Annotated in this window: 21 protein-coding genes and 1 tRNA gene; 14 read left to right on the forward strand and 8 right to left on the reverse strand. The window is 55.3% G+C overall.

Features of this window, described 5'->3' with window-relative positions:
• Positions 1-48 precede the first annotated feature (48 nt).
• Positions 49-291: a helix-turn-helix domain-containing protein gene (locus ACSQ3H_RS10340; RefSeq protein WP_436116977.1), complete on the forward strand. Its 243-nt coding sequence runs from the start codon at positions 49-51 to the stop codon at positions 289-291.
• On the opposite strand, the gene ACSQ3H_RS10345 is transcribed toward ACSQ3H_RS10340, so the two are convergent.
• Entirely contained in the window at positions 260-1,903 is a 1,644-nt protein-coding gene (locus tag ACSQ3H_RS10345; RefSeq protein ID WP_436116978.1) for a tyrosine-type recombinase/integrase, read from the reverse strand. The genes ACSQ3H_RS10340 and ACSQ3H_RS10345 overlap by 32 nt on opposite strands.
• 65 nt (positions 1,904-1,968) lie before the next feature.
• Positions 1,969-2,045 (reverse strand) — tRNA-Ile (locus ACSQ3H_RS10350).
• A 216-nt stretch (positions 2,046-2,261) separates the two neighbouring features.
• Here ACSQ3H_RS10350 and ACSQ3H_RS10355 point away from each other — a divergent pair.
• Entirely contained in the window at positions 2,262-3,179 is a 918-nt protein-coding gene (locus ACSQ3H_RS10355; RefSeq protein WP_436116979.1) for a hypothetical protein, read from the forward strand.
• Here the strand turns inward: ACSQ3H_RS10355 and ACSQ3H_RS10360 are convergent.
• From ACSQ3H_RS10360 to ACSQ3H_RS10380, 5 genes are all read right to left on the reverse strand, one after another.
• Complete coding sequence (locus ACSQ3H_RS10360) at positions 3,118-5,004, reverse strand: TPR end-of-group domain-containing protein (protein ID WP_436116980.1); 1,887 nt, start codon at positions 5,002-5,004, stop codon at positions 3,118-3,120. The two genes, ACSQ3H_RS10355 and ACSQ3H_RS10360, sit on opposite strands and share 62 nt — an antisense overlap.
• 100 nt (positions 5,005-5,104) lie before the next feature.
• Positions 5,105-5,245: a hypothetical protein gene (locus ACSQ3H_RS10365; protein WP_436116981.1), complete on the reverse strand. Its 141-nt coding sequence runs from the start codon at positions 5,243-5,245 to the stop codon at positions 5,105-5,107.
• 69 nt (positions 5,246-5,314) lie between these two features.
• Positions 5,315-5,713, reverse strand: a complete 399-nt coding sequence (locus tag ACSQ3H_RS10370) for a hypothetical protein (protein ID WP_436116982.1) — start codon at positions 5,711-5,713, stop codon at positions 5,315-5,317.
• 109 nt (positions 5,714-5,822) lie between these two features.
• Positions 5,823-6,986: a PAS domain S-box protein gene (locus tag ACSQ3H_RS10375; protein ID WP_436116983.1), complete on the reverse strand. Its 1,164-nt coding sequence runs from the start codon at positions 6,984-6,986 to the stop codon at positions 5,823-5,825.
• 980 nt (positions 6,987-7,966) lie between these two features.
• A complete protein-coding gene (locus tag ACSQ3H_RS10380) occupies positions 7,967-10,150 on the reverse strand; it encodes an ATP-binding protein (RefSeq protein ID WP_436116984.1) in 2,184 nt (727 codons plus the stop codon).
• A gap of 122 nt (positions 10,151-10,272) precedes the next feature.
• Between ACSQ3H_RS10380 and ACSQ3H_RS10385 the strand changes: the two genes are divergently transcribed.
• Positions 10,273-10,776 carry a peptide deformylase gene (locus ACSQ3H_RS10385; RefSeq protein WP_436116985.1) on the forward strand — a complete coding sequence of 168 codons (504 nt, stop codon included), beginning with the start codon at positions 10,273-10,275 and terminating at the stop codon, positions 10,774-10,776.
• Here ACSQ3H_RS10385 and ACSQ3H_RS10390 read toward each other — a convergent pair.
• Complete coding sequence (locus ACSQ3H_RS10390; protein WP_436116986.1) at positions 10,767-11,261, reverse strand: cupin domain-containing protein; 495 nt, start codon at positions 11,259-11,261, stop codon at positions 10,767-10,769. The genes ACSQ3H_RS10385 and ACSQ3H_RS10390 overlap by 10 nt on opposite strands.
• A 249-nt stretch (positions 11,262-11,510) precedes the next feature.
• Between ACSQ3H_RS10390 and ACSQ3H_RS10395 the strand changes: the two genes are divergently transcribed.
• From ACSQ3H_RS10395 to ACSQ3H_RS10445, 11 genes are all read left to right on the forward strand, one after another.
• Entirely contained in the window at positions 11,511-12,392 is an 882-nt protein-coding gene (locus ACSQ3H_RS10395) for a glycine betaine ABC transporter substrate-binding protein (protein WP_436116987.1), read from the forward strand.
• A 113-nt stretch (positions 12,393-12,505) separates the two neighbouring features.
• Positions 12,506-13,126, forward strand: a complete 621-nt coding sequence (locus ACSQ3H_RS10400) for an ABC transporter permease (protein ID WP_436116988.1) — start codon at positions 12,506-12,508, stop codon at positions 13,124-13,126.
• A 1-nt stretch (position 13,127) separates the two neighbouring features.
• Positions 13,128-13,769, forward strand: coding sequence for an ABC transporter permease (locus ACSQ3H_RS10405; protein WP_436116989.1), 642 nt, complete (start codon positions 13,128-13,130; stop codon positions 13,767-13,769).
• A complete protein-coding gene (locus ACSQ3H_RS10410; protein WP_436116990.1) occupies positions 13,766-14,698 on the forward strand; it encodes an ABC transporter ATP-binding protein in 933 nt (310 codons plus the stop codon). Before ACSQ3H_RS10405 ends, ACSQ3H_RS10410 begins: the two co-directional genes overlap by 4 nt.
• Before the next feature lie 39 nt (positions 14,699-14,737).
• Positions 14,738-15,484, forward strand: coding sequence for a DUF427 domain-containing protein (locus tag ACSQ3H_RS10415; RefSeq protein WP_436116991.1), 747 nt, complete (start codon positions 14,738-14,740; stop codon positions 15,482-15,484).
• Positions 15,484-16,554: an LLM class flavin-dependent oxidoreductase gene (locus ACSQ3H_RS10420; RefSeq protein WP_436116992.1), complete on the forward strand. Its 1,071-nt coding sequence runs from the start codon at positions 15,484-15,486 to the stop codon at positions 16,552-16,554. The genes ACSQ3H_RS10415 and ACSQ3H_RS10420 overlap by 1 nt, the downstream gene beginning before the upstream one ends.
• Complete coding sequence (locus ACSQ3H_RS10425; RefSeq protein WP_436119407.1) at positions 16,554-17,879, forward strand: LLM class flavin-dependent oxidoreductase; 1,326 nt, start codon at positions 16,554-16,556, stop codon at positions 17,877-17,879. The genes ACSQ3H_RS10420 and ACSQ3H_RS10425 overlap by 1 nt, the downstream gene beginning before the upstream one ends.
• A 14-nt stretch (positions 17,880-17,893) precedes the next feature.
• Positions 17,894-18,895, forward strand: coding sequence for an ornithine cyclodeaminase family protein (locus ACSQ3H_RS10430; RefSeq protein WP_436116993.1), 1,002 nt, complete (start codon positions 17,894-17,896; stop codon positions 18,893-18,895).
• On the forward strand, positions 18,892-20,367 hold the full coding sequence (locus ACSQ3H_RS10435; protein WP_436116994.1) for an HAL/PAL/TAL family ammonia-lyase: 1,476 nt from the start codon (positions 18,892-18,894) through the stop codon (positions 20,365-20,367). Before ACSQ3H_RS10430 ends, ACSQ3H_RS10435 begins: the two co-directional genes overlap by 4 nt.
• A gap of 77 nt (positions 20,368-20,444) precedes the next feature.
• Positions 20,445-21,857, forward strand: a complete 1,413-nt coding sequence (locus ACSQ3H_RS10440) for a sensor domain-containing diguanylate cyclase (RefSeq protein ID WP_436116995.1) — start codon at positions 20,445-20,447, stop codon at positions 21,855-21,857.
• Positions 21,858-22,108: 251 nt separating this feature from the next.
• Positions 22,109-23,932: an acyl-CoA thioesterase gene (locus ACSQ3H_RS10445; RefSeq protein WP_436116996.1), complete on the forward strand. Its 1,824-nt coding sequence runs from the start codon at positions 22,109-22,111 to the stop codon at positions 23,930-23,932.
• The last annotated feature ends 3 nt before the right edge of the window (positions 23,933-23,935 follow it).

Consider the following 23,935-nt stretch of genomic DNA (forward strand, 5'->3'; position numbering starts at 1 on the left):
AATCCGATTTTCGGATTAACGCACGATTGAAGGAACAGTCAACTGGTCATGTCGAAAACTCTGCACTCAAAGCGTCATGAACTATTAGTAGCGGCGATTGCTGAGCAACGCCGTGCCAAAGGTCTGTCGCAGGCTCAAGTAGCCAAAACTCTCGGAAGGCATCAGCCTTTTATTGCCAATATTGAGAGCGGCCAACGGCGGGTTGATGTGCTTGAGCTGCTGACGATAGCCCGTATCATTGATCTGGACGTGCACGCCATTATTGAGCGGCTGCAACAAGTTCCGGATTGAAATTCAGTAGTTGCAGCGCAGCGTTGATCTGTTGGAGTTTGTAACCTTCCTTGAAGTACTGTTGCTGCGTCATGCCCTGCTGCTCGTGGCCGATGATTGCCTTTACGATAGGGTCTGGCACACCGGCTTGTAGCAGTCGCGTATTTACTGTGTGCCGTAGACTATGAAAAACACGTGTTTTCGATTTTAGCCCTAGCTTCACTAGCAGTGTGTTGTTGAACCATCTGCTTTGGTGCCTGCCCCATCCATTTTTTGGATCATAGTTAAAGTCGGGGAACAACTTCAGTGCTCCTCTATCTCGCATGCTGTTCACATGATCCAATAATCCGGCCTGTATCAACTGGCTGTGGATGGGAACTAGACGACGAGCAGCAGATGACTTGAGGCTCTTGCGGTCACCTTGCTCGTTCATATCGAAACACCAGATACCATCCTGTTGACGAATATCCTTCAAATGCAACTGGGAGATTTCGCCAAGGCGTGCACCTGTATAGATACCGATAAGCGAGGCCCATTTTTGGTAGTCTTTCGTTACCAACCCTCTTTCGTTGTGCAGTATGGTGGTCAGTATCAGGCGGATTTGCTCATCCGTGTACGGGTCTCGCGCTCCCTCCCTGTCCTTCTTGCCCTGACGGACTGTCAGTCCGGAAAAAAGGTTCGCGTCTGTATGATTGTTCTGTTTCGCCCATTCGAACAAATCGCTGTAGGTCTGAAGGTACTTATTGATCGTCGGCACCCGTATGGTCTCAATGTTCGGTAGGCTCAACACCTCTTCAAGCTGCCTATCTCTGGTCAACGGGTTCTTGTTCCTATTGCGAGGATAGGCAAGCAAGGTTTCCTTTACCCGCTTCACGTGCAGGGCTGTGAGCGTGCGAACATCGGTTTCGCTGCCATGGATTTCCTTTAGTAAGCGAATATGGTCTGCTTTTTCGATGGTGGTTTTTGCAGCCCACGCTTTCCCGACAAGTCTTTCCTTCGTGTAAGCGTCGGCGATTTCGGTGATCGTCATCCCGGCTGGCGTGGCTGTCTTGACTGGTTCGCCCGTGCTTGGTGCAGCACGGCTCTCAAAACTGTAGCTCTGCAATGATTTATCGTAGGCCAGAACAGCTTTCAGATAGTCGCGGTAGGATGGTTTGATCTCCTGTTCTAACCATCCGTATTCATCACTGCCCGTCTGTATCGGAAGCCGGTATTTTTCGATAAATCTATCAAGCAGGTCGTCATCCGATTTGACGAGAGAGAGCGGCGTATCTGTTTTCGCCGCTTGCTTCGCGACCATGATGCTGCTCTTGAGAACCTGCCGATCCACCTCCGTGAGGCGACCCTTCGCATCGATCTCGTTTTGGCTCTGCTCTAATAGCTCGCGGAAATGATCCGTAAGCAAAGTCCGTATTTCGCTGTATTGCATTCCGTGCACAATTCCATGATCGTTCAACTGGTCGCCTATCTGGCTTAGAGAACGGGACAAGCGCAATGCTTTTCGTGGATCGCGGGTACGTAGGGACAGCTTGAGGGTGGATTGTTTGTTCTGTGGATGCAGTTGAGTGGGTATAGGCCATCGCAGGTAGAAAATGCCGTTACGCGACTTCACAAGATAGGCCGGATTTAACAATTAATGTCTCCCTTGGATGTCCCACCAGCGCAATCCAAGGGTTAAGTCTTTGACTTTAAAGAGAATGGTGGGCCCGGAGGGACTCGAACCCCCAACCAAGCGGTTATGAGCCGCCGGCTCTAACCAATTGAGCTACAGGCCCCACCTGAAATCAGACTGCGGAAGGTCCCGCAAGTCTGCCCGCGATCAATAACGGGAAAAATCCCGAATGCAATCCCTGACTTGGCTCATCTGGCTTTCTTAAACTAATTTCCAATGGAAAAGGCATAAGGTCTGCGTCTATGACCGGACTCAGCCATCTTGTTGATTGGCGAGAATCGGGATTAGCATCCGGATCAAGAAACGGATCGGGACGACGATGGCGGATGATGACGCTGACACCGTAACTGGAGGGAGTAGCCGGAACTGGCTCTCGATCATGTCGGTGATCAGTCTTCTCTACTGCGCATGTCTTGTTCTGATCATCGCATTTCTCGTCGACGTTCCAGCAGATGCGAAATGTCTTGGAGGTTATCTCCCTTGCATGCCGCTCGGCGAAATCGGCGACTCGCTCGCTGGAATTTTTGCGCCGCTGGCCTTTCTCTGGCTTGTCGCGGCTGTCCTCGTCCAATCGCAAGAATTGCAGGAGCAGAGGAGGGAACTCAAGCTTACCCGTACTGAATTCGAACTCAGTCGCGACGTCGCCATTGAAAGCAAGAGCGTTGCGGAGGCGCAGGCAAAGGCCGCACATGCCCAGGCGCAAGCTGTAGCGATACAAAACGATATCCTGCGAGAACAGCTCGAAACACAACGGAAAGTCCATCTGGATGAAGACTTCTCTCTGTTGCTCGATCAATTGGACACCGCCCTGCTGACCCGGATCAACGGCAAGCTTGAATTTCATACGCCGCGCGGCGTGATGACAATGATCAATTTTCAGCCTGGTACGCTCCCGGACGAACGGGATCATCGCCTCGCCAATGTTTCGAGTGCCATGATCAAGGATTTCAACATCTATTCAGCGGACTATCTGGCACCCGAAACCACACAATCGCCCGAGAATGCCGATAGCTTGCGGGATGTCCTTCGGATTTTGACCGAATTGTTCAATCACGATGAGACGCTTTCCAGTCACCATCGCATTCTAGGCCAGACCATTCAGCTCGACGATCTGGCCACTCTGCTGGAGACACTTATCGAGCGCATCTCTGTTGCTGGCGAACCACCGAAGATTGCTAGCAGTCCATTTCCGTTTCAAGACCCAGCTCTTTGGCTCTCATCGAACACATTTGCTTGAATCGCGGATGATTTCGGAGCGGGTCAAGGTCGGAATCATTGTGGAACCACAGCATTTGCTCTCTTGTATTGCGCGGGACGACATGTTCGAGAAGATCAAGTGCCTGTTCGGCATCGCCGAGGAGCGAATAGGCACAGGCGATATTGTAATAGGCATAGATATCGTCCGGCGCGATTGCCAGGGCACGGGCGGCCCAGTCACGGGCCCGTTCCCTTTCGCCAAGGTGCGCCAAAGCGAGTGCGCCCCGGTGTGCCGGACTTGAGTTTTCCGGGTGCAACAGAAGCGCGCGTTCGGCTCGTTCAATGCCACGCTGCGCCCAGTTTTCGGTTTCGGTGACTAGTCCCAGTCTTCTGTAGACGGACGTCAGAAGGATCGGCGAGACGTAATCGTCGGGCCGGATTTCTGCCGCCTTGACGAAATACTGAGCGCAGGCCTCCATTTCCCCCTGCGTATAAAGGAGCCGGGCGTAAAAATAATTTGCCTCGTAGAGGTCCGGTTCGAGCTCAAGTGCGCGTTCGAATTCGGTGATCGCCTCCAGATGTCGATCGTTGCTATGCAGGGCGAGCCCCCGGGCCGCGTGCGCTTCGGCGAGCTCCGGATCAAGTGCCAGGGCTCGCGCGCTATTCTCAAGAATGTCGTCAAGCGAGACTTCCTCGGAATGCCACCCGTGTAGAGCCGAGTCGCAATTGGCGATGCCGGCATAGGCGCGGGCGTAATGCGGATCGAGTTCGACTGCCTTCTTGAACATGCGGCGTGCCAAAAGCAGATAGGCTTTCGTCCATTCATGCGAGAACTGCCGTCCCCTTAGATAATAAGTGTAGGCTTCAACGTTCTCTGTTGGCGCGCGTGCAACAGCAGCGCTTTCTTCAGGAAGCAGCTTGACCTTCAATTGATCGACGATCGAACGCGTAATTTCATCCTGAATGGCAAAAATATCGGTCAAGCTGCGGTCGTAGCGATCGGCCCACATATGTCCGCCGTTCTTGGCGTCGATGAGTTGCCCAGTGATGCGGATGCGCTGCCCCGCCTTGCGGACGCTGCCCTCCAGAACGAAACGGATGCCGAGTTCCTGCGCGACCTGCTTCACCTTGACCGACTTGCCCTTATAGGTGAACACCGTGTTGCGAGCGACGACGTGCAGGCCGGAAATCTTGGATAAATCCGTAATGATGTCTTCAGTGATGCCGTCGGAAAAATATTCCTGTTCGGGATCGCCGCTCATATTGGTGAACGGCAGCACCGCGATTGAAAATTCGTTCATATCCTTGGCGGAAACCGCCGCTGGCGGGCGGGGCCGCGTCGTCGAACCAGGATTGAGGACGATGTTGTAGATGCGGATAGGGCGTTCGATGTTCTTGAGGACGTGTTCGCCCAGATCTTCGAACGCAAGATCGAGCCGGCTGCCCACGTGCTCCCGTACTGATGCCGAGACGGAAATGCCACCCGGGGGAGCAACGCCTTCCAAGCGCGCCGCGACGTTGACACCATTGCCGAAAATGTCGCCATTCTGAACAATGACATCGCCGAGATTGATGCCGATGCGGAACTCGATACGGCGATCAGGCGGGACGTTTTCGTTGCGCTCACGCATGCCGCGTTGAATCTCTGCGGCGCAGAAGACGGCGTTGACGACACTGGTAAACTCGACGAGCAGCCCATCTCCGGTCATCTTGACAATGCGGCCCTGATTTTCCGCAATTCTCAGATCGATCAATTCGGATCTATGTCCATTGAGCGCGGCGAAGGTCGCCGCCTCATCGGCACTCATAAGTCTGCTATAACCCGCTACATCGGCTACAAGAATAGTGGTCAGTCGACGTTCCACGCGGCCCCCTGGCAATCACAATTATTGATTATGTGGCTAGTCTATCTCAATCTTTTCACAACGTCGCCTGACTACATTTCTGTATGGACGTCGAAAATGTTCAGTTGGTTTGATCCAGCGCGTGCGGAGCGGGCTGCCCGGCGTTCTCAGCGTCCCCCGCCGGATTGTCCACTAGAAAAACCGCAACAATAGCTGCTACCGCGATGATTGCCGCAATCAGAATCGTTGTTCGTCTCGGCATGGGTATCTCTCCGTCTTGTAACTAAATACGAGACGGAGCCTATTGTTTCAGTTGACACGGTGAGCCAGTTCAGGCCCGTGTAGCTTCGGGAATGGCTGCTGTCTCCTTCGAGAACATCACCACCGCGAAGATCAGTACGCCAACGAGAACGATCAGCGATCCTATCCCGACGAGCGGTTCCAACTGGGGATTGCCCAGTTCCATGAAGTAGAGCGCCGGCAGCATGGCGATAAGGCCGAGCGTGTAGACGATGTAGTGAACCATGGCCAATCTCTTGACTGCCTTGGATGGGTTAAGCGCGTAATAGCCGCCGAATACAGCACTGGAAACCCAACCCAAAAGGTTGAGATGTGCGTGAGCGGCAATCACGGTGTGGTTTCCGGACATTCCCATTTGCAGGCCCATCGCCAGCCCGATGATGAGGCATATGATGGCCGTCTTAAAGAAAAGCTGAGAAATCTGCGGCATTTGGCTCCCCCTGAACCAGGATTCAACTATGCCGCGCACCATACACGCGAGCGGCAGTGGTTTCCAGCAAGCTGAATTAAACATTAAGAATGAGGTTGGAGAGGGTTTGTCAGACGATGGAAGCGGCGATATTTTCCATTGGTGCGCGCACAGTCCAGACAAGGTGTTTGGGAGTCTGTTCAAGAATGCCTTCCCCACCAAGGGACAACGGCGTCACGCGTTCCAGGACGATCTTGCCAAACCCCTGGTTGCGCCCGAGCTTTATAGGAGGCCCGTTGGATTCGGTCCATGCCAGATAAAAAGTCCTGCCGTCATCGCCGACATGCCAATCGACAGTGATATTGCCGCTTTCCGCCGAAAACACACCGTATTTGGCCGAATTCGTTGCCAATTCATGGAAAGCAATCCCCAGATACTGAACGGCATTGGGTTGCAGGACTATGAGGGGACCTGAAATCGCGATACTGGATTCATCACCGAACGGCTTGATTTGCGCCAAAAGCAGATCCGATATGGTAGCTCCTCGCCACTCGGCGTGGACAAGCAGATCATGTGATCGTGCGAGAGCCATGATCCTTTCCCGTACCTGCTGCTCGAACTCGGTGTTATCTCCGGTGCGATTGCCGGTTTCTCGGATCATGGACAGAATGACGGCATATTGATTCTTGACGCGGTGGTTTACCTCGCGCATCAACATCACAATCCGTTCTTCCTTTTCCTTTTTCTCGGTAATGTCGCGGGCAATCTTGGACGCGCCAACAATGCGACCGGTTAAATCCTTGACTGGTGACACCATTAGCGAGACGTGAATACGCGCCCCGTCCTTGCGCAACCGAATTGTTTCATAATGATCTATGCGTTCGCCTTTGCGAACTCTGCCGACAATGGACGCTTCTTCACTCAATCTTTCAGGAGGAATGACAGTGGTGATCGAACGGCCGATCATCTCCTCGGATGTGTAACCGAATACACGTTCGGCACCCTTGTTCCAACTCCGGACGACGCCTGCGAGGGTTTTACTGACGATCGCATCGTCGGAAGATTCCACGATCGCCGCAAGGTGTTGCGCCGACTCTTCATTGCGTTTCTGATCTGTGAGATCGACAAGCATGTTCAGGGCGCCAACAATTTCGCCAACGTTGTCCCGAAGCAAAACGGGGAATGGACGAAATGCGACGCGGCTACCATCGGGTCGCTCGGCTATGGCTTCCAGCCCTCGAATATCCCGACCTTCGCGCAGGCTCATCGCCATAGGGCATTCGTCATGCCGCATGGGAGTTCCGTCAGGCCAATATAATTTCCATGACCCGCACCATTGCTCTTCGCCGATCCGCGGTTCACGCCCCCAAAACTCTGCCGCCGCACAATTGTAGAAAGTAATGATGCCGGATTTATCTGTCGTATAAACGGGGATAGGAAGCGCCATGATCAAGGAGTCACGGCTGAAGCTGTCCATGCTATGCAAAGCTGCAAGTGAAGAACTAAAGTTGCTTTGCGCAATATCCACTATTTTTCCTGCTTCAAGTAACTTCTTGCCAGTGGGGTTCTAGAACCAAGGCCATCAGTTGACAACAACATTTCAACTTACCCCGTACTCCAAACTGTCTGCGATGATTTTGGTTCCACTAATTCATGAGGGATCAATGGAGCAGCTCTTGCGTTTCCATTCCAAGCTTAGTGGATGGAGGAATCGCTGTGATTTATTCCTTAAGATTGGCCAGCCTGCTCTTGGTCGCGCTTGCCCTCTTCGTACCGGGAGAAGATTAAAGGTCCAAAATGCAATGGGCCGGTTTCGCTTGGAAACCAGCCCATACCAACCCGTTGCGCGTTCTGTCAGACGCACATAAATTCTTCGAGTTTTACTTTGATCGGATCAAAACCCGATAGTCAAACTGCAAAGACGATGGCTGCAACTGCCAGCGCGCCAAACAAAATCATTGAGCATGTCATCCAGTTGGAGATATCGCCGTTTTCTTTCGTGTGTCGCATCGCCTGACTCCTCCTGAGCGTAGCCGGATAGGACCGGCGCGTTCTCAAAAAATCATGAACACCCGTCGCTGATTTCACTTGCCAGCGATCGATTCAAATTGTCGTGATCATGTGCGTAACCAAAACCATGGAAGGCTTAGTCCCATCATCCCGGCTTCACTGAAAAGGATTATAGCGCTTTCAATGTAGACTGCAATTTGCGCTGTGCCTTGGTTTCATCACATTTTGATATCGAGTGAAAGGAAAGCGATATGGGTTATGGTTTTACGCCGCGCTTGCCTCGACGAGCTTCGGAAAAGTCATTCGCACCATAGCGCCGCGACCGGTATGGAAGCTCTCAGGGGCATCGAGCATTTCGAGATGTCCACCATGATCTTCGATGATTTTCTTGACGATGGCGAGGCCGAGGCCGGTGCCCTTTTCACGCGTGGTCACATAAGGCTCGAGCAGTTGATGACGGTTTTCAGCGGGCAATCCTTTGCCGTTGTCGAGCACTTCGACAATGATGGACGAGCCGGTGCTGGCAGCGCGAACGAGAATGAAACCCTCCTCGATCGCTCCTGTCTGGAGCGCCGCCTCAATGGACTCCGAAGCGTTCTTGATAATGTTGCCGAAAGCCTGGCCAAGGAGCCGGTTGTCGAAATTTCCGATGAGCGGCTCGTCGGCAAAGTCATGCTCGAACTTGATCTGGTTATTGCTGATTTCTACGAGGAAGGACGCGTCGCGCAGCACATCGCGGATGTCGGTTGCGGCGAGTTGCGGCTTCGGCATACGAGCGAATTCGGAAAACTCATCGACCATACGACCTATATCGCCGACCTGGCGGATGATCGTTTCGGTGCATTGGTCGAAAACCTCGCGATCCTCGATGATGACCTTGCCATAGCGGCGGCGAATGCGCTCGGCAGAGAGCTGGATCGGCGTCAGCGGATTCTTGATTTCATGGGCAATGCGGCGTGCCACATCTGCCCAGGCGGATGAGCGGTGGGCAGCGACCAGATCGGTGATATCGTCGACCGTCACCACGTAGGAGGTGTTCTGTGTATCGGCGTCTTCCCGGGTGATCTGCACGTTGAAAGAGCGCGCAATGCCATTACGGGTAATGCCGATCTGTTGGCGGCTGGAAGACCTGCCGTTCTCACGCGCCGCCTCGAATACAGCACCGATTTCCGGAAGGATATGAATAAGGTTCTTGCCGATAGCTTGTGTACCATCGATCGACAGCATGTGCTCGGCCGGTCGATTCAGACCCGCAATATCGCCTTGCGAGTTGACGCTGATAACGCCGGCTGTCACGCCGGACAGAACTGCTTCCGTAAAGCGTCTGCGCTCATCGATTTCATCCTTTGCCGAGATTAGATCGTTGTGCTGGGTTTTTAACTGCTCAACCATGTTATTGAACGTGTGGGACAATGAACCGATATCGCCATCCGATGCGCGGACGGGCACTGACACGTCGAAATTGCCGGTGGCAACATCACCCGCCGCACTGATCAACAGGCGAATGGGCTTAACCACGCGATTGGCGACCGCAATGCCGGTCCAGACGGCGGTCAGCAGCAGCAGCAGCGTCAGCTCAATATAAAGCAGCGCATAGGCGATCTGGGTATTTTTCCTGTTGCTGGCCAGCGACTGATATTCGGCATTATTGTCGGTCATGATGCGCATGTTATCCAGCGCCGAAGAATCCACAGCGCGGATCGTATAGAGATACAAATCCGGCAGCGCCTGCGTTTTGATGATTGCGCCGACAAGGTTGGTAGCTGCCGGCGGTATCAGCACCGGCTTGTCGCCCGCCGCACTTTTCAACGCCTCTAGCGGCGCTTCGGGAAGGGTATGATCGTTGAAAAGCTGGGCGCTGACGACAACCTCGCCGTTGGATTTGACCAGGGATGCGCCGAGCAGGTTGTTCCGGCCCGCGTCGTAAGTCAGCCAATTGGCGAAGGCCCCGCGATCGAGACTGTAGAGCATTCGCCGCTGGTCAAGATCTATCACCATGGAAAGCGTTGTGGTCAAAAGGCTCTGGGCATTGTCCTCAGTGTAGGACTGCGCGGCTTTGATCGACATGTCGATGATCTGGTTGTTCTCCGGATTGATCCAGGAGTTCAAACGATTGTCGAGAACAATGAGTGAAAAACAGGCGACGATGATCGAAGGGATCGACGCGATTAACGCGAATATGATCGTTATGTTGGTGTGCAGATCCCGGTGCTTTTCCTTGCTCTTGAACAAAAACAGCTTCCGGAGCGTCGCGTAGGACAAATAGATCAGCACCAGAATCGAAACCGCATTGGCTGCAATAATGATCTGCGTCGTCCGTTTCGTGGGCGAGATGTCGGTGATGCCCATCATGATGATGAACGAGACGATCGTCGTCGCCAACGCCAGGAGCGTCATGATCAACGCGCCTTTCGGCAGAACCTGCGGTTTGACTATGGTCTTGCTCATTTGCTGTCGATTATCGGTCACAGCGTTGCTTGTAAAGGAAGCTTGCGTTCCGAGTGTGGTTTGAGGCAACAGGGTCCCTCAGCGTTGCCGATGTGCCACGTGTTTATTTGAAAGGTGCAAGTTTGACGGTACGTCCAATCCTGAAATTTCCGCATCCCGCGCTCCGTTCACCGGCTGAACCTCTTACTGAGTTTGGGGATGATCTTCGCCTGCTGGCTCACGACCTCTTGGAGACAATGCGGGCGGCACCGGGAATAGGTATAACGGCCGCGCATATTGGCGTTTTGAAGCGCCTTGTTGTTCTTGAACTTGATCCGACCAACGAAGCTCGCTTCTACGTCAATCCGGAGATCAAGTGGTCTTCGAGCGAGACCATCAGGCACGAGGAGGGCAGCGTATCGATGCCTGGTGTGTCGGATGAGATTGAGCGGGCTGCCTCCGTCCGAGTTGGTTATCGGGACCTTTCAGGCGTGCCTCAGACAGAGGAAGCGACCGGCCTCCTGTCCATCTGCCTGCAGCACGAAATCGATCAGCTCAATGGGATATTCTGGATCGACCGCTTGTCGAAACTCAAGCGTGACCGCCTGATCAAACGTTATGAGAAGTTGCAGCGCAGTCAGCGGTGAATCGGGTCCTTCCATAGAACACCTTCCGGCTTCTCGACCGGTTCGATATCGAGATTGACGACAATCGGCTCCTGACCGGAGCGGACAACAACACATTCGAGTGCTTCGTCCCGACTGGCGTTGATCTCCTGATGCGGCACGTAGGGTGGCACGAAGATGAAATCGCCGGGACCGGCTTCCGCGACGTATTCCAGCCTTTCACCCCAGCGCATGCGCGCGCGGCCCTTGACCACGTAGATGATGCTTTCCAGATCGCCGTGATGATGCGCGCCGGTCTTGGCATTGGCATCGATGACTACGGTTCCCGCCCAGATTTTTTCGGCTCCTGCCCGGGCGCGATTGATCGCCGCTGCGCGGTTCATGCCCGGTGTCTGTGCCGTGTTCGGATCAAGGGCATCGCCTGGAATAATTTTGACGCCATGCTCTCGCCAGTCGATTGGATGGTCATGAGCGTGCGCGTCGCCGTGTTGATGATCGTCTGACATGAATGCCTCCTGCACCTTAGCGATTGTACGGGCAATGTAGCGAGGAGGACGGAATGACGCCAGAGATCGAACCGCTGTCAGGATGTGCGCGGATCGCCGGTTGCAATCGCGTAGTAAATAATTTCTACTTCTGCGGGAAACATTGGCAAATTCTTCTGCGAACTTGCCGTCCGAGATTGCTAGCATGCGAATTCGACAACGAAACCAGTAGGATACGGATGAGGTCCTACAGTAGCTGCAGGGAAAATCATGATCTTGAAAAATGTCGCCTCAATCGGGCTCGGCGTGTTGGTGGCATTGACGGCGGCGACGTCCGGCTTTGCGCAAACCGTGAAAATTGGCAGCAAGAACTTTACGGAACAATTCGTGGTTGCCGAAATCTATGCGCAGGCGCTGGAGAAGGCTGGTATTACTGTGGAGCGCAGGCTCAACCTCGGAGCAACGCTGATTGCGCACTCGGCGCTGACCAGCGGTGAGATCGATCTCTATCCGGAGTATACGGGAACTGCGCTGGCGGCAGTCGTCAAGGGTGACCTGTCAGGATCGGCCGACAAGATCTACAAGGACGTCAAGGATTACTACGAGAAAAACCTGCAGCTGACACTGCTGGAGCCGACTCAGATCAATAACGGCTATGCCATCATCACGCTTCCGGAAACTGCCGAGAAATACAAACTCAAGACCCTGACCGATCTTGGTCCAGCTTCGAAGGAACTTTCCTTCGGTGCTGAAGGTGGCTTTGGCGAACGCAAGGATGGATTGCCGGGGTTGAAGCAAGTCTATGGCATCGAATTCAAGGATTTTCGCATTTTCGCCAAGCTCGGTATCCGCTACAGCGCGCTGACGAGCAAGAACATCGATGTGTCCTATGGTTTCAGCACCGACTGGCAGATCGCTGACAGCAATCTCGTCGTGCTTGATGACGACAAGCATTTGTTCCCTCCCTACTATCTCGTACCGGTTGTTCGTCAGGATGCCTTGGCCAAGAACCCGAAGATCGCGGAAGTGCTCAACAAAGTCAGTCCGCTGCTCAACAATGAGAACATGCGCGCCCTTAACGCCGCAGTCGAGCGGGACAAGAAGGAGCCAAAAGAAGTGGCTGCAGAGTTCCTGAAAGAAAAAGGTATTTGATTGTAGCCTGGCGGAACCCAACCGTTTCGCCGATCATTTGAACGTGTATGGCGGAGATGACCCCATCTCCGCTATTTCATTGCTGAAGCGACCATGCAGGCAGGACGGCACCCTTGAACTGGGCTCCCAAAAACATTCCGGAAATACTCACCGCGACGTGGCAGCATCTGGTGCTCTCGGTTTCATCGGTGCTGATCGGGCTGGTGATTGCATTGATCCTGGGGATCATCTGCGCGCGCCGGCCAAAGCTATACGCCGTCGTCCTGACGATAACCGGCATTATCTTCGTCATTCCAAGCCTTGCGCTGTTTGCGCTTTTGATCCCTTGGCTTGGTCTAGGGACAAAGCCGGCGCTTGTCGGGCTTTCGTCCTATTGTCTGCTGATCCTTTTGCGTAATGTTGTCACCGGCTTACGCGGTGTTCCCGCAGACGTGCTCGATGCGGCGGATGGCATGGGTTATAACGCCTGGCAGCGGCTCATTCGCATTGAACTGCCCCTAGCGCTGCCGCTGATCGTTTCCGGTATTCGCATTGCACTCGTCACGGTCATCGGTATTGCCACCGTTGCAGCGTTCATCGATGGCGGCGGCCTGGGCACGATCATCCTCATGGGAATCGACCAGAGCTACACAGAAAAAATACTCGTCGGCGGAATTCTGACGGCGTTGATGGCGACGTTCTTCGATGTCCTTCTGAGCCAGGCCGAAAAACTTCTGGTCCGTGGGAGGGTGTGAAATGTTGATTACCGCCTTCACTTGGATCATCAATCACCAGGCTGAATTCTACCAAGCGCTTGGCCGGCACCTTGTCATGTCGGGCGTTTCCTTGGCATTTGCTCTGGCCATTGGTCTGCCGTTGGCGATCCTTATCATCAATCGCGGTGGCCTTGCCTTCGCGGTGATCAACACGATCAACGCTCTGCGCACTATACCGAGCCTCGCCATCCTCGCCATCATGATGCCGCTGCTCGGCATCGGGCTATGGCCGTCGATCGTGGCGCTGACCATTCTCGCCTTGCCGCCGATCCTGCTCAACGCCTTTATCGGGCTGCGCGATGTCGATCCGGATGCTGTGGAAGCTGCAACCGGCATGGGCATGAGCCGGGGTCAGGTTCTGCGCAAGATTCGCATTCCGCTTGCAGCTCCGGCGATGTTTGCCGGAGCGCGTACCGCCGCCGTACAGGTGCTGGCCGGTGCGACGCTTGCCCCTTTCATTGGCGGCGGTGGGCTTGGCGATTTCATCGCCGTCGGCATCAGCATGATGGACATGTCGCGTCTGCTCGTCGGCGCCATTCCGATCGCGCTGCTGGCGCTCGCCACCGAATTCATTCTCGGCCTGGCCGAAAAAGTCTTTTTTGCAGAGAGATCTACCGCATGATCAATATGGAACATGTTACCAAGCGCTATGCGGAAGGCGGCCCTGCCTCGGTTGACGATCTGTCGCTCGTTGTGCCGGAAGGTACGACGACGGCGCTGATCGGCCCGTCCGGCTGCGGCAAGACCACGACGATGCGCATGATCAACCGCCTGATCGACCCGACGGAAGGCAAGATCATCGTCAATGGCGAGGATGTCACCAAGGTCGATCCTGTCGAACTCCGCCGCCATATCGGTTATGTGATCCAGCAAGTCGGGTTGTTTCCGCATATGACGATCGCTCAGAACATTGCCGCCGTGCCAAAACTGCTCGGCTGGGCTGAATCGAAAATCAAAAGCCGGACGGAAGAATTACTGGATCTGGTTGGGCTTGATCCAAACGAAATGCTGAAGCGCTATCCGCGCCAACTCTCGGGCGGGCAGCGCCAGCGTATCGGCGTGGCACGCGCGCTGGCGGCGGATCCACCGGTGCTGCTCATGGACGAACCTTTTGGTGCCATCGATCCGATTGCGCGATCACGGCTACAGGATGAATTTCGCCAGATACTGCGGCGCGTGCGCAAAACTGTCGTGCTCGTCACCCACGATCTCGACGAGGCCATTCGGCTTGGCGATCGGATTGCCATCATGAAAAGCGGCAAGATTGTCCAGTATGATACGCCGGACACGGTGCTGTCGCATCCGACCGACGCTTTTGTCGAAAATTTTGTTGGAATAGACCGTGCGATCAAGCGGCTCAGCCTGTTCACCGTGAATGATGCGATGAACAACAACGCACCTCGCGCAGGTGCCAGTACAGTTTCGCCGGCAAGCAATCTGCGCGACGCGCTGGCATTGATGGTCGCCGCAAATAGCGACGTTCTCGCCGTGGTGGACGAGGGCGGGACAGTAAAGGGCCAGTTGACGCGGGATGCCATCTTTTCGGTCTGATCGACCGCCACAAACGTTGCTCACCTTGGGAGAGTTACAATGTCTATTGCCTATCGTTCATCGGAAGTACCGGCCGTTCTGATCGAACCGACCAATCGGAGGATACGTCTGAAGCTGGGTGACCGCTTCATTGCCGATACGACCGGGGCCATCGTCATTTATGAGAATGGCGGTCACCCTACCTACTATCTGCCGAAAGCGGACTTCATCGCTGGTGTACTCAAACCCTCGACGAAGACCGAGCCGTCGTCGCTTTTCGGAACGAAGGTGTACTGGTCCCTGGAGGGCACGGCACAGGAGAACCAGGCATGGGGCTTTGACGGATCTGCGATCGGACTGTCTGAACTGAGTGATTACGTCACTGTGGACTGGGGTTCTGTGCGCTGGTTTGAGGAGGATGAGGAAATCTTCCGTCATCCGCGCAATGTCTACAAGCGCATTGATACCATACCGAGTTCGCGTTTGGTCGAAGTCTTCGTTGATGGCAAACTGGTGGCCCGGACCGAAAGAGCAATCTTCCTGTTCGAAACGGGGCTGATCGCTCGCTATTATTTTCCGGTCGAAGATCTGGTGGCGGGTGCGCTCATCCCAAGCGATCTGATTACCTATTGCCCTTACAAGGGCGCGGCGTCCTATTACCATTTCGATCTTGATGGCATACGCCATGAAAATATCGTCTGGTACTATCCCGAGCCGATTGCCGAAAGCGGCAAGATAAAAGGCCTGATCTCGTTTTACAACGAGAAGATCGATGAAATCCGCGTCAGTAGTGGCGGTGCCGTATAATGCATATCGGGATTTCGATCACGCCATTCGGTCATCATCCCGCCGCGTGGCGTAAAAAGTCGAAAGAAGCGATTCATTTCAATCAATTGGCAGCACAGGTGAAGAAAGCAGAGGAAGGCGGGTTTGATTTCGCATTCTTCTCCGACCAGCTTGGCCAGCGCCCTCTCAGTGACCTGTCCCCGCAGGCGGTGCCGTTCGAGCCAACGACGCTGGTTGCGGCGCTCGCCACTGTTGCGCGCCGGATCGGACTGATCGCGACTGCTGCAACCAGCCAGCACGAACCATACAACCTCGCCCGCCGCTTTGCCTCTCTCGATACGATCAGCAAGGGCAGGGCAGGCTGGAATGTGGTGGTTTCGCCGGAAGCGTCTGCGCGTGACGAAGAATATCTCGACGTTGTCAGCGGGCTTTGGGACAGCTGGGAGGATGACGCCTTTGTCTATGACAAAGCATCCGGGCGCTTTTTCCTGCCGGAAAAGATGCATTTGCTCGATCACAAAGGCGAGCATTTTACTGTGCGTGGTCCGCTCAACGTCAATCGTTCGCCTCAGGGCAAGCCGGTTATTTCGCACGTGTTGACGCCGCATACCGCGGAGATCGCCGCGCGCTCGGCTGAACTGATTTTCATCGATCTGACATCAACGGATGAGGCGAAGGCGCTTGTGTCGGACTTTATGCAGCGGCTTAAGCGCCATGGCCGTCAACGTTCCGATGTGAAAATCCTAGCAAACGTCATTCCCTTCATTAGCACTACCAGGGCTGGGGCGCAGCAACTCCGTGACAGGCTTGATGCATTGTCGTCCGGTGGAGAAAAGCCTGCTGGGCTGGAACTGATCGGCGCGCCTGCCGAAATCGCAGATGCCTTGCAAAATTGGTCAGGCGTGGTCGATGGTTTTACCGTCCTGCCACCGCTGGCGCCGGAAAGCACCGACGCATTTATCGACCACGTCGTACCGGAATTGAGGGAGCGCGGACTGTTCCGGAGTTCCTATGAGGGCAGCACGTTGCGCGAGCACCTTGGAATACAGCGACCGCAACATCCGGCCAGTCAGGCAGCGGGGCAATCATGATGAGCAAGGCAAAATCTCCGCAGATGAAACTCGGCGCCTTTCTCATGGCTGGCGGCCATCACATTGCGGCCTGGCGGCATCCGGACGCGGTTGCAGACGCCGGTGTCGATATCGATCATTTCATCGCGCTGACGCAGATGGCCGAGGCCGCCAAATTCGACATGGTTTTCTTCGAGGACGCTGCAGCAATTCGCGAACGCAACATCAACACAGCCAGTCAGGCAGCACGTTCAACAATGTTCGAGCCACTCAGCCTGCTCTCGGCGCTAGCGGTCAATACCTCGCATATCGGACTGGTCGCTACTGCTTCCACCACCTACAACGAGCCCTATGGTCTGGCGCGGACGCTGGCTTCCATTGATAACCTCAGCGGTGGCCGGGCAGGTTGGAACCTGGTGACGTCGGCGAGTGAACTTGAAGCGGAAAACTTTGTCTCGAGCGGCTTGCGGCCCCACGCACAACGTTACGAACGCGCCGAGGAATTCGAACACGCTGCCAGAGCCGTCTGGGACAGTGTTGATACCGGTGCCTATCTGGTTGACGGACAGGTCTATGCCGACCCTGCCAAGCTGCATCCCGTCGATCATCATGGCGCACATTTCACCGTCAAGGGTCTCCTCGACAGTCCGCGTTCGCCGCAGGGACGTCCTTTGATGGTGCAGGCGGGCGCCTCGGACGCGGGCAAGAACCTCGCGGCGCGAACCGCCGACGTGGTGTTCGTGGCGGCCCAAACCTTGCAAGAGGCGCAGACGTATTATGCCGATTTGAAATCACGCATGCCGGCCTTCGGGCGTGATCCGGACGATCTCAAGATCCTGCCGGGCGTATCACCGATCGTCGGCCGAACCGAAAGCGAAGCGCGGGCAAAATATGATGCCTTGCAGGAACTCATCCCCGACGAGGTCGGTGTCGCGTTGCTCGCAAGCTATCTGAGCGTCACGGATTTGTCGCAGTACCCGCTCGAAGGACCGTTACCGGAAATGCCGGCTACCGATGGCATCCAGAGCCGTCAGCAATTGATCATCGATCTCGGACGGCGTGAGAATCTGTCCATCCGGCAACTGGCGCGACATTTCGCGGGTGCACGAGGGCACTGGCAGTTGATCGGTACACCGGCGCAGATCGTCGATGAGCTGGAGGAGCGTTTCCGCAGCAAGGCGGCCGACGGCTTCAACGTCATGGGTGCTTATTTCCCCGGCGCTCTTCGGGATTTCATTGAACTGGTTGTTCCTGAGCTGCGCCGCCGTGGCCTCTTCCGTGAAGAGTATGAAGGGCGCACATTGCGCGAGAATCTCGGAATCACGATACCGGCGCGTGCAGCATGAGCAAAGAGAACAGCATGAAACCCATTTATATTGACTATTTGAACGCACTGGACATCGACGCATTGGCGTTGACCGATGCCGAAATACTCGCAGCAATCGAAACCTCTCTTGCCGCACAAGGCAATGGTGAGACTGTTATAGAGCCGCGCGTGCATCTTGAACCGAATGCCTCTTTCCATGGCCATTTCAACGTCTTGCGCGGATACGTTGCGCCTTTGAATCTGGCTGGCGTAAAGATAGTTGGCGACTTCGTCGACAACTACAAGCTGAACTATCCCTCGGAATTTGGCGTGCTCAATCTGTTCGATCCGCGCACCGGCGCACCGCGCGCTATTCTCGATGCGACGGTAATCACCGATATGCGTACCGGAGCGATTACTGCGCTCGGTGCGAAATATCTCGCGCGCAAGAACTCGAAAATTCTCGGCCATATCGGCGCACGCGGCACGGCGTATTGGAACGTAAGGCTGCTCGACCATCTCTACAATTTCGATGAAATTCGCGTGCATTCGCGTCGCCCCGAGAGCCGCAACGCTTTTGCCGAGAAGCTCTCCCATGACCTTGGCAAGAAGATCGTCGTGACCGATGACTGGCGTTCCTGCGTCGAGGGCACTGATATCGTCGTTGAAGCGTCGCGCTTGCCAGAGCCGCATCCAATGCTAAAGACGGAATGGATCAAACCCGGCGCTTTCGTCGTGCCATACGGAACGATGAGCGCAGTAGAACTGTCGTTGACGGATATCATGGACAAGCTGGTGGTCGATGATTGGGGCCAGTGCAAGGGCGGCAAGTTCGGTTCGCTGCGCGCGCATGTGGAGGCGGGCAAGCTGTCGGAGCAGACTTTGCATGCCGAGCTTGGACAGATCGTTGCCGGACACAAATCTGGCCGCGAGAATGATGGCGAGACCATCCTGTTCTGGCACCGCGGTCTATCATTGAGCGATATCGCGCTTGGTTATGCGATGCTGGAAAAAGCCAAGGCATCCAATATTGGCCAGAGGCTGCGTTTTGCATGAGCGCGATTGTCCTCAAGGGATCCGATATCACGGTCGCTGATATCGCAGCGATCGCCCGCAAGGATGCGCAGGTCGAAATCGCTCCCGATGTCTACGATAGGCTGGAAAAGGCGCGAACGATCCTCGATAGGGCCGCAGCATCGGGACAGCAGATATATGGTTTGAATACTGGGCTCGGCGCCAATCTGAAAACCTCGGTGACCGAGGATATTGGTGCATTCCAGCAGCAACTGGTGCGCGGACGCGGTATGGGCGTTGGCCCGTCATTGCCGCGCGATGTCACCCGCGCCATCATGGCCGCCCGGCTTTCGATGCTCGCCGTCGGCGGGTCGGGTATTTCATCGCCTGTTTTCAATGATTTGCTGGCATTGCTGAACAAACAGATTCATCCCGTTGTTCCTTCCATCGGCTCCATTGGCGCAGGTGATCTTGTCCTTCTATCAGCGATCGCACAAACGCTGATCGGCGAGGGTGCTGCTGAGTATCAGGGTAAAGTTTACCCATCCGCTCAAGCGCTAAAAAAAGCCAGTCTTGCAGCGTCGCAGCTTGGCCCCAAAGATGGGTTGTCCCTGCTCAATGCATCGGCGGTGTCGGTCGGCCACGGCGCTCTGGTTGCTGCGGATGCTACCGCACTGCTTCAGTTTCAGCGTCAGGCTGCGGCCTTGAGCTTCGAGGCGCTGGGCGGCAATCCGCTCATTCTGGCACCTGCAATCCAGTCTGCGCGTCCCGCTGCCGGTCAGGTGGAAGAGGCGGAAAAGCTGTTGGCCCTGCTGGAAGGCTCTCCTTTATTCGAGGCAAAGACTGCCATTCAGGATCCGCTCAGCCTGCGCTGCGCTGCGTCCATCCAAGGCGCGCTAGCTCACGCCCTGAAAGCCGCAACAGAAGCGGTCGAAATCGAACTAAATTCAGCGGCGGACAATCCGCTTGTAATCATCGACGAAGACCGTGTGCTGTCGACGGGCAATTTCCACACGCCGTCGCTGGCGTTGGCTTTCGAAACGCTTGGGCTCGCCATCGCGCAAGCGGCGCTGGCCAGTGCGGCGCGCTTCATCCAACTGACGGGCTCCGGGCGCAATGGCCTGCCGCGCTATCTCAGCCCAGTCGGCGGAGCCTCGGCCGGTTTCGTGCCGTTGCAAAAGACGGTGACCGCACTTGTCGGTGCCATCCGCCACAAAGCGAATCCGGTACTGCTGGATTTCCTTGCTGTGTCCGAAGGGGTCGAGGACCACGCGACGCAGACGCCGCTTGCGGTGGCGAAATGCGCCGACATTGTCGATCTGTGGCGACATCTTGTGGCCTGCGAGATGCTCGCTGCGGCGCAGGCAATTGATCTCAAGCCCGGCTATCGTTGCGGCAAGGGAACTACGGAAACCTATGAATACGTGCGCGAGACTTCAGGCAGGTTGGAAGAGGACAGGGCGCTCGGGGGCGATGTGTCTGAACTCGCCATCCGCTTAGCGACGAATTGTTAACCTCAGCTCATAGTATTTAGCTTGACGATCTGGATATCCGCTCGCCAATGTAGAAGGACCATTCGGAAGATCGGGTAATGCCAATCAGCAAGTCGCGAGAATCACCATTCGATACTCGAAATGAGCGCGGAGGTGATCGCCTGCTTCAAATCGAGGCGGTCTATGACAAGGTTCCGGTGGGCCTTTGCTACATCAATCGCAACGGTATCTTCGTTACAATCAATGATCAGCTTTCGCGCATGCTTGGTATTGCAAGCGACAAAGCTATCGGCCAGCCCGTCGAAGACATTCTACCCGATCATGCTCCTCTCTTGCGCGAGAGCCTGAAGGCGGCTCTGGCAGGAGCGACGATTCCCGATCAGGAGGTACAGCGCGCCGAAGAAACCTTCATGGTTTCAGGCGCTCCCGTGACAAATGATCTGGATGAGTTCACCGGTATTTCCGTTGCCTACACCAACATTTCTAATTTGAAGAAGATCGCCCAGAAGCTGCAGGAAATCGAGCAGCGCACGTCCTACGCACTGGAGAGCGCCGGGCAGTGGATATGGGATTTGAACATTGCGACAATGCGTGTCTGGCGCTCGCCGCAATATAGAACACTGCTCGGCCTTGATCCGAACGGCGGAGAAAAAGACAGTGTTGCCTGGGATATCGTTCACCCCGACGACAAGGCCCAGGCCGTTCAGGCGTTTGAAGATGTCGTCAGCGGCCACAAGTCGCACTTTGAAGCGGTCTACCGCGTGCAGCGTGGCGATGGTGGCGACGCATGGATTTTAAGCCGGGGCAAGATCGTCGAATATGGTCCAGACGGTTCACCGCTGCGGCTCTTGGCGACGAGCGTCGATATTAGTGCGCAGAAACTTGTCGAGGAACAGCTCTCGACGACGGTTCAGTTGCGGCTGGAATTGGAACAGAAATTGCTCGAAGCGAACCGCAAACTGAAGAACCAGTCCGAACGCGATCATTTGACCAATCTACCGAACCGCCGGAAGTTCAGCCACCTGCTGAAACGCGAGTTCGTGCGCGCCACCGACAGTGGGGAGACGCTGACGGTGCTAATGGTCGATATCGATCATTTCAAGGCCTACAATGATTTCTACGGGCATCTGGCTGGAGACAAGTGCCTCATCCAAGTGGGACGCGCTCTGAACAAGGTCATCAAACAAAGCGATGGATCCGTTGCCCGTTTTGGCGGTGAGGAATTCGCAGCCCTTCTATCCGGCGTTGCCACGGACCAGGCGTCCGAAATAGCTGTGCAGATGCTCGATGCCATTTCCGCGATGCAGCTTGAACATCGCGACAGTCCGACTGGCATGATTTCGGTCAGTATCGGCATGGCAGCTCTCAACGATGCAAGTCGCGCGACCGTGAAGGGACCCGATGATCTTCTCAACCTTGCCGACAGCGCGCTGTATGAATCAAAACGCAACGGCCGCGGCAGGCTCAGCATCTGGGCTGCCACCAGGGCCGATCCGCACGATGTCATTTAGGGAACGATTGTTTGATCGAAGAACGCAACGGTTTGGACACCATTGCACGCTATGATGGTGAACGAGTTGTATATTTGTTACCGGATAAGTTCATGGCCCGCTCATCGCCTGACACCCAGAATGCGATTACAGTAAAAAAATCGCTATTTCTTTACGGATGTGCGAAGAGCGGAACATTGACTTATTTCAGCGAATAACATCGACTAAAGTAGGGTGCTGTAAATCAGCGTTTCTTGAAAAGCTGGATAGTCATGACGGTCGTGCGGAATCTTTTGTGGGCGCCAACAATAGGCTTATCCTGGCTGTGGGGGTTGGGGTTCTTTTACTCCATTCACGTCACACTGACCTATGGCTGGCTTGGTTTTTTCGGTTTTGCCATAGCCAATGTCGGCGGGCTCTGGCTGTTCGGCTATATTCTCGGCCGTACCAAGCGCTCGCCTGACCAGATCATAAAAGAGATTGAGGGCCGTTACGCCGGTGTGTTCCTGCTGTTTCAGATGGCCGCTCTGGTCGTCACGATCTTCGGGTTCGTCGCCTATCTCTGGCAGCCTATCGTCGGCGAGGGCTCGGCGCTCGGCGTTGCCCTGTTGCTGTTGTTTGCGTGTGCCATCGGCCACGCGCTTTCGCTGCAGCAACTGAAACTATTGCACATCGTGTATACGGTGATTGGCGTCGCTGCCGGCATCGTTTTGCTTGTCGGATTGCGTCAGACGTCGGACTATCCGGGTGTGCCGCTTCAACAGTTCGATAGCCGCTTCTATGGGCTGATCATGCCAACGCTGATCGGGTTCCTGCTCGGACCCTGGCTCGATATCCAGCATTGGCAACGGGCTGTTACCATCAAGCGCGAAGGTGGCGATGTGGGCATGGCCTATGGGGTCGGCGCCCTGATGTTCTTCGGATTTCTGTTTCTCAATGCCTTGACGGCCTCGGCGGTCGGCCCGATAGGCAGCATTCTTTCCATCGATGGCCTGCCGAGCGCACAGGGATCTGTGTCCGCGGCCACCGTGCTGGCGGCAGAAAATGGCCAGCCATATCTGGCCGTTGCCTTTGTCATCTGGACTGTTATTGCCTTGGCTTCAACCGTGGACAGCTTTTATTGCGCAACATCGTGGTTCTTGAAGGGCAAAAACCTGCGCAGCAACAGTCCACTGCTGGCTCTGATTCCAGATAGCGTTGCTTCATCACCGCTTTGGCTGTTGATCGGTGCCGCCTGGATCGCCTTCACCGCTGTGCCTGCGAATTTTTCGCTGATGTATTTCATGATGCCGTTTGCGACCTTGTTCGTCAGTGCGTCCGCCAACCTGGTGTGTGAGGCGCTGGGTGCAAAGCCAAGGTTTGATCCGGTGCTCAGCTTTATGATCGGTTGCGGCTCGTCACTCATATTCATAATCGGCTATATCCAGCCGGTGCCGGGCTTCCTGCTCATCTCGCCGTTCATCGGCTTGATTGGTGCCTTGCCGGTCATCATTGACTTATTCGGACCGGCCTCGAGGGCCATTCCCGTCGAGATAGTCGACCAGCCTATTCGCATGATGTCGCCTTCACCGCTCGCTGGTGTCCCGGGAAGCGACGACATTACACCATCGCATGGTTTCGACGGCGAGTGGTTCGTCATGCAGCTCGTTCCGACCTATGACGATACGAATTCGGTCGGAAATGTCTACTTCGCCAATTATGTCCGCTGGGTGGGCAAGGCACGCGAATTGTTCTTCAACGTCTGCATGCCGGACTTCGACCTCGCAACGACGCGGTTCTATATTCTCACGCGCTCATTCACCCATGATTACCGGCGCGAGTCGAAGGAATTCGAACAGATCACCGTGCGCATCAAGATTGCGCGCCACAACCGGAAGTTCGTGACCTTGCAGCATGAAATCCATAGTGCTGCGCAGGGGCTGCTCGGGCATGGCGAGCAGTCGCTGATGTTCGTCGACCGCGAGCACTACAATCCGCTCGATATTCCGGGTGAGGTGATCAAAGGCTTCCTGGCCTATTGGCCCAAGGATTCGCGCCTCTCTCCGAGCTACCGGCCAGCAAACATTCAGGATGCAGCCGTCAAGCGCCAGGCCTGACGC

This window comes from Phyllobacterium sp. LjRoot231 (genome assembly GCF_964253365.1).
Classification (GTDB): Bacteria; Pseudomonadota; Alphaproteobacteria; order Rhizobiales; family Rhizobiaceae; genus Phyllobacterium.